The sequence below is a fragment of the Acinetobacter sp. YH12021 genome, from assembly GCF_013420145.1.
GTDB lineage: Bacteria > Pseudomonadota > Gammaproteobacteria > Pseudomonadales > Moraxellaceae > Acinetobacter > Acinetobacter towneri.
In genome coordinates this window covers 1-5,523 of record NZ_VOYT01000043.1, presented here as the reverse complement: position 1 = coordinate 5,523, position 5,523 = coordinate 1, and the positions used below count along the sequence as shown (strand labels likewise).

Annotated in this window: 6 protein-coding genes and 2 pseudogenes; 3 read left to right on the top strand and 5 right to left on the bottom strand. The window is 35.0% G+C overall.

Features of this window, described 5'->3' with window-relative positions; genetic code table 11:
- Positions 1-238: 238 nt before the first annotated feature.
- Positions 239-460, bottom strand: coding sequence for a helix-turn-helix transcriptional regulator (locus FTT91_RS14130; RefSeq protein WP_004658364.1), 222 nt, complete (start codon positions 458-460; stop codon positions 239-241).
- A gap of 194 nt (positions 461-654) precedes the next feature.
- Here FTT91_RS14130 and FTT91_RS14125 point away from each other — a divergent pair, with 194 nt between their 5' ends.
- Positions 655-906 (top strand): hypothetical protein, encoded by a 252-nt coding sequence (locus tag FTT91_RS14125; RefSeq protein ID WP_004658363.1) that lies wholly within the window; start codon positions 655-657, stop codon positions 904-906.
- A 252-nt stretch (positions 907-1,158) separates the two neighbouring features.
- Here FTT91_RS14125 and FTT91_RS14120 read toward each other — a convergent pair.
- Positions 1,159-1,302, bottom strand: a pseudogene (locus FTT91_RS14120) (antitoxin HicB); the annotation flags it as partial.
- Between FTT91_RS14120 and FTT91_RS14115 the strand changes: the two are divergent.
- Positions 1,302-1,526, top strand: a pseudogene (locus FTT91_RS14115) (efflux RND transporter permease subunit); the annotation flags it as partial. The pseudogenes FTT91_RS14120 and FTT91_RS14115 sit on opposite strands and share 1 nt — an antisense overlap.
- A gap of 84 nt (positions 1,527-1,610) precedes the next feature.
- Here FTT91_RS14115 and FTT91_RS14110 read toward each other — a convergent pair.
- Both FTT91_RS14110 and FTT91_RS14105 read right to left on the bottom strand, forming a co-directional pair.
- On the bottom strand, positions 1,611-2,498 hold the full coding sequence (locus FTT91_RS14110; RefSeq protein ID WP_127800877.1) for a cation diffusion facilitator family transporter: 888 nt from the start codon (positions 2,496-2,498) through the stop codon (positions 1,611-1,613).
- Entirely contained in the window at positions 2,485-3,216 is a 732-nt protein-coding gene (locus tag FTT91_RS14105; RefSeq protein WP_005245162.1) for a transglutaminase family protein, read from the bottom strand. Before FTT91_RS14105 ends, FTT91_RS14110 begins: the two co-directional genes overlap by 14 nt.
- A gap of 79 nt (positions 3,217-3,295) precedes the next feature.
- Here FTT91_RS14105 and FTT91_RS14100 point away from each other — a divergent pair, with 79 nt between their 5' ends.
- Entirely contained in the window at positions 3,296-3,709 is a 414-nt protein-coding gene (locus FTT91_RS14100) for a Cd(II)/Pb(II)-responsive transcriptional regulator (RefSeq protein ID WP_179989169.1), read from the top strand.
- A 41-nt stretch (positions 3,710-3,750) separates the two neighbouring features.
- On the opposite strand, the gene FTT91_RS14095 is transcribed toward FTT91_RS14100, so the two are convergent.
- On the bottom strand, positions 3,751-4,950 hold the full coding sequence (locus FTT91_RS14095; protein WP_005245164.1) for an integrase arm-type DNA-binding domain-containing protein: 1,200 nt from the start codon (positions 4,948-4,950) through the stop codon (positions 3,751-3,753).
- Between the last annotated feature and the right edge of the window lie 573 nt (positions 4,951-5,523).

The window sequence follows — 5,523 nt, the reverse complement described above, 5'->3', positions numbered from 1 at the left end:
CTAGACAAAATGACACCAAATGAGTTTTACTATGATCAGCTACCCCAACAAAACAAGGTGGCTTAACTAGAGCGGAATATCACTTATAAATACGCTTTTAGTTGTTCAAACAAGTGGAACCACCTCTGTTTGTAATGATATTTTATAAAATTCAATATTAGATCTGCAGAGAAAAACTTATCAAACTAAGTATTGGCTAGTCTTTTTCTTCGAAAAACTTATCAAACGAAGTATTAAGTTAATCTTTTTCTTCAACTTCTTCCTTAAACTCAAACAAATCATTCATCGTACAGTTAAAGTACTTACACAACTTATCGGCGACTGGTAATTCAATACGTACAGCACGGTCATAATACATACTTGTGAGCGTGTTGCGATTGATACCTGTTGCATGCACCACTTCACTTAATTTTAAAATTTTTCTATCGCCCATGAGGCTAGATAACTTACAAGTAATCATATTTAAATTAATTTACAAAAAATAACTTGCTGTGGGTTATTTGAAGTTGTTGACTGAGTAATACTTTGCTAAAATTAACCTACAGCAGGTTATTACAACTTATAGAAAGTATATTTTATCCATTTCAACTAAATTATAACTTTTTAAATATAAGGATTGAACCTGCATTAGATTATTTTGTGGAGATGACCGCCGTGTTACCAAATGAGTTATTGATCAGCCAGCAAGCTCGTGACTTAGGAAATCAATTAATTAAAGAAATGAACATCAATAGAAGTTATGGAATGGCTAATTTTCTTGGAGTAAATACTTGCTATGATAATCATCAGGCTGTACTTATTTGGACATTTCAACTGCTTGAAAGGGAACCTGCCTTAAATGAATTAGCAGAAATTAAAAAATATTTTCTTTTAATCTTTCCAGATAGTGTTTATCAATTAGCCTAAGTTGTTTTTAAAATTAATTTATTAAATAAAAAGCACTAAATCAAAGAAAGCTTTATTTAAAAATACCTATTAATTCAAAAACATACCATTTACTGAATATATGAAGCATAGGTTCCTGCTCTATCACTCACTCGTACTAAAATTACATCGCTCTTTTTACTGATACTAAACAATTTATGTCCACGCCACGTTCTGCGGCTTCGAGGGCTAGTTTTTGTTGAACCACTGAGAACAAGGACAACAAACTGCCTACTATATTTTCCCGGAGAGTGGTGTAGGAACTTTTTCATTATTGCTAATCATATCAGCGACAACATCAGCAACGAGCTCCTCTATTCCTGAGAATGCTTTAGACTGATCCGCATCAAGCCAAGACAATGATGGAAACTCAGCACATCATTCGTTTAAGACCTATTTTAATGACGGCACTGGTCGCAAGTTTAGGTTTTATTCCAATGGCGTTAAACACTGGAATTGGTGCAGAAGTACAACGACCACTAGCAACAGTTGTTATCGGCGGTATTGTATCTTCTACAATTTTAACTTTGTTTGTATTGCCTATTTTATATCAATGGGCGCATGGCTCTGAGAGTAGCAAACAGCAATCCGACGAAATTTAAAATCAAAAAAAGCAGCTTAATTACTAGGTTATGCCTAATTAAGCTGCTTTTAATATTGTATGCCCAACATTTTATTGATAAAGCTTACTGCGCTTCATCCCGACAATTTTCATTTAAAAACTCAAACTCTATCGTTGTATGCGATAAATGATAGGAAGATAATTTAGCTGCAACTTCTTGTTTAAGCCTAATTAATTCTTTAACGTCAAAGTTGTCACTCAGCTCAAGGTGCGCTGTTAAAACGTGACTTTCACCATCTAGTGACCAAAAGTGCATGTGGTGGATACCATTAACTTCAGGAAATTCCATTAGTGATAGTTTAATACGCTTTTGAGTCTCTTTATCGGGTGCAGCTTGAAGAAATAAAACGAGTGTTGATTTCAGGTTTTTGAAAACATTAAACAAGATGAACAGCGTGAACCCTATTGATAAAAGGGGATCTAATATCGGCAGTTCAGCGAACAACAGTACGATAGAGACTATAAGAACGGCAACCCATCCAAGTACATCTTCAAGAAGGTGCCATGTCAGCACTTTCTCATTTAATGTTTCACCCGCTTTTAATTTTAATACAGCATATCCGTTAACGGCAACGCCGAGTATCGCTAGCCCTAACATCCCCTCGACTACAGGCATTTCAGGATTGGACAGCTTTGGAATTGCTTCAAATAAAATCCAAATTGAGCCAATGATTAAAACAATACTGTTTATCAATGCGCCAAAGAGAGTAAGTCTACGATAACCATAACTAAACTTATCTGATGCTTCTTTATCTGAAAAACGACTTAAAATCCACGCAAAACCTATTGAAAGACTATCACCAAGATCGTGAACTGCATCTGCCATTATCGCCGTACTGTTAGTGAGCCAACCACCTATAAATTCGATAATAGTGAATGTCACATTAAGGAAAAATGCCCAACCAATACGGTCATCTTTACCATGTTGATGACTATGATTATGGTTGTGCATTTTGTACCTCTAGTACTTTTCTATTTCTTAGTTTTGATACATTCATATTAATCAAGTGACGTATCAAGCGTTGATATATCCAGCGTTTGAACCCCGACAAGTTAGTCCCTTTTTCGAGATAGAACTCATCAGGGGAATCATAAAGCCCAAAGTCATCATGAATACCTTCTTTTTGAATATAGGTATTTTCTCCACGCCAATCTGTATCTGGTGATGAAAAGCACTTTGTTGCAACACCATAACCACAAAAATCATCTTTTACTTGGTCAAATTTCTCCTGTAGAGAGCTTAAGTATTGCTCATCCAATATAAAGCCCTCTAAGTTTATCCAACGCCCTTCAAAGTAAACTTCTACCCAACTATGAATGATGTATTTAGGTGCTAACCAAAATACATAGCTTGGGATAGCACCTTTTTGTAGTTGCTGGTCTATGGTAAACCCATGAAATCGGCATTGAATGCCTAGTCCACGCAATAGTGCCATTAACAGATTACCCTTAGTATTACATTGTCCATAACCATCTGCTAGCACATCGCTTGCTGCAATATCATCGCTTTCATTATAACCAAAGAAAATCTCATCTTTTACAAACTGATAAGCGGCACCAATTTTGTTGAAGTTATCCAAGTTTTTCCACCTACGTTGATCGATCAAGGATTGGATATCTTTGTGTTCAAAATTAACGATATTCGTATTGTTTAAATATTTCTCAGTCATTTTTTATATATCCTTTTCGTTGCATACTTATACTATAGACTCTATAGTAACTATAGAGTCAAATGTCTGGGGGAAATTGATGAAAATAGGCGAATTGTCAAAAAAATCGGGCTGTTCAATACAAACGATTAGATATTATGAAAGAGAAGGATTTCTGTTAAATCCAAATCGTTCAGAAGGTAATTTCAGGCTGTATGATAGCAAAGCACTTAAACAATTGGAATTCGTAAAGCATTGTCGCAGCCTAGATATATCACTCAATGATATTAAACGTCTTATCGAATTAAAAAATAAGCCAGAAGAAAGCTGCTCTAGCGTTAATGCATTAATTGATCAGCAACTTGCACTAGTGAATAAACGCATGAAAGAATTAAGGGCGCTTAAAGCTGAATTACAACAAATGGCTAGTGCTTGTGGTTCGAACAACCCAACATACTCATTATATTCTGCTGACCATGTAACACGGCAAGTATATTGTTTACTATCCATTTGAAACCCCATAATGTTTTAAGTCTATGTATAAAAGTACGATTTTCACTTAGCAGTACTTAAATAATCACCCCACCACTGCATCATTTCAGTCCGCTGGGCTAAATAGTCAGCGTGATTATAGCTGGCACGGGTACGGTTCTTATCAATATGTGAAAGTTGTGCCTCAATCCAGTTATCCTGGAACAAACCTGAGTCATTCAAAATGGTACTAAAAGTGGAACGTAGTCCATGAGAGGATAATTGATGTTTTCCATAGCCCATCTTACGTATAGCCATATTTAATGTATTAAAATGAATCGGTTGATTATGTTTCCGTGGGCTAGCAAAAATGTACTTTTCACCGTATGACCATTGCATGACGTCTTTTAAAATATCTAAAGCCTGATCTGAAAGTGGAACTAAGAAGTCGGGAATCTCATGGCCTAATATGACTTTTCGTCGAAACTGTTTAATATGCAAGGCAGGTATTTTCCAGACTTTTTCATTTAAATCAAAATGATGAGGCTCAGCCAATAACAATTCAGCCCCTCGCACGCCAGTATGTAATTTGAACAGCAGTGCTTTTTTAATAATCGGATGGGCATCCAATTTTTGTAATTTATACTTAAAATCAGATATATCCTCCGCTTTCAAATACGGATAATTTTTCTTGATTTTACTGTTAATGGCGATTTTATTTAAACCATGCGCGATGTTGAATTCACAATAACCCATCGCTACAGCGTAGTCATAAATTTGGTTCAAATAACTACAAGCTTTCTTGACAGGTTCTTTTACTTGGCGTCCCTCTATTTTTTTGATTACTGAAACCAGGTCATAACGCTTGATGTTTTGAAAAGGTAGATCCTGAAGGTCTGGATAAATATCTTGCTGTAAGCATCTTTCTGCTAACTGTAGTACACCACAGCGGGGTAGATCGTTGAAGGCATTTTTCAGTTTGAACTGTAACCACTCCTCCCCGACCTTACCAAAGGTGATGACATTAGAGGCAGTATCTTGTTCAAAACAGAAATCATTGTCTTTAAAGTCATCTCTGACTTGTCGTGCCTTTTTCAGCGATAAATCAGGATAACGACCTAACTGAATGCGTCGACGTTTTTTAGTTTGTGGATCTGTATAGCGATAGCACCAAGATTTTCTTCCACTCGGCTCAATCTTCAGGCTAAGCCCATCTTCATCGGATAAAAAACTGGTTTTTTCCTTACAATGAGCTTGGCGAACTTTAATTTCAGTAAGACTCATGGAATTTAAATGAAACCTAACAATGGGTTGATTGGATCAATTATATCAAAATAGAACGCTTTATGTATGATGCGTACACTACGCATCATATATATTTGTAATATATTGTTTTATATATTTAATATTTTAAGTATTTGTATTTTAGTAACCATTATAAGTACCACCTCTTCTTTAAGTTCCCAACAACTCACTTTTTCTGTCATCAATGTTAAATAAGTCTTGTGCTTTAAATTCTTAGATGACCTCCTCTACCCTTTATTATCATTTTTATAAAAGTAACTATATGTACTCATTAAAATTTGTAGAGCTCAAAAACAAAAAAGACCGCTATATAGCAGTCTTTTAACTTAATTAAATAATAATTAATTCATTTTCATCATAAGTGCATAAGCATCACGTTTGTTTTGACGCAATGATTCTATCTCGGACTTCGTCAGCTGTTTTACGAGAGTAATTAACTATAACTAAAAATATAGACAAATATTTGCATAAGTTCTCATTTTGTCTATGTCGATTCAGTAGTGGCAAGGTGGGTATTTATTAGAGATTTAAATGATTATCTTTTGTATTTTA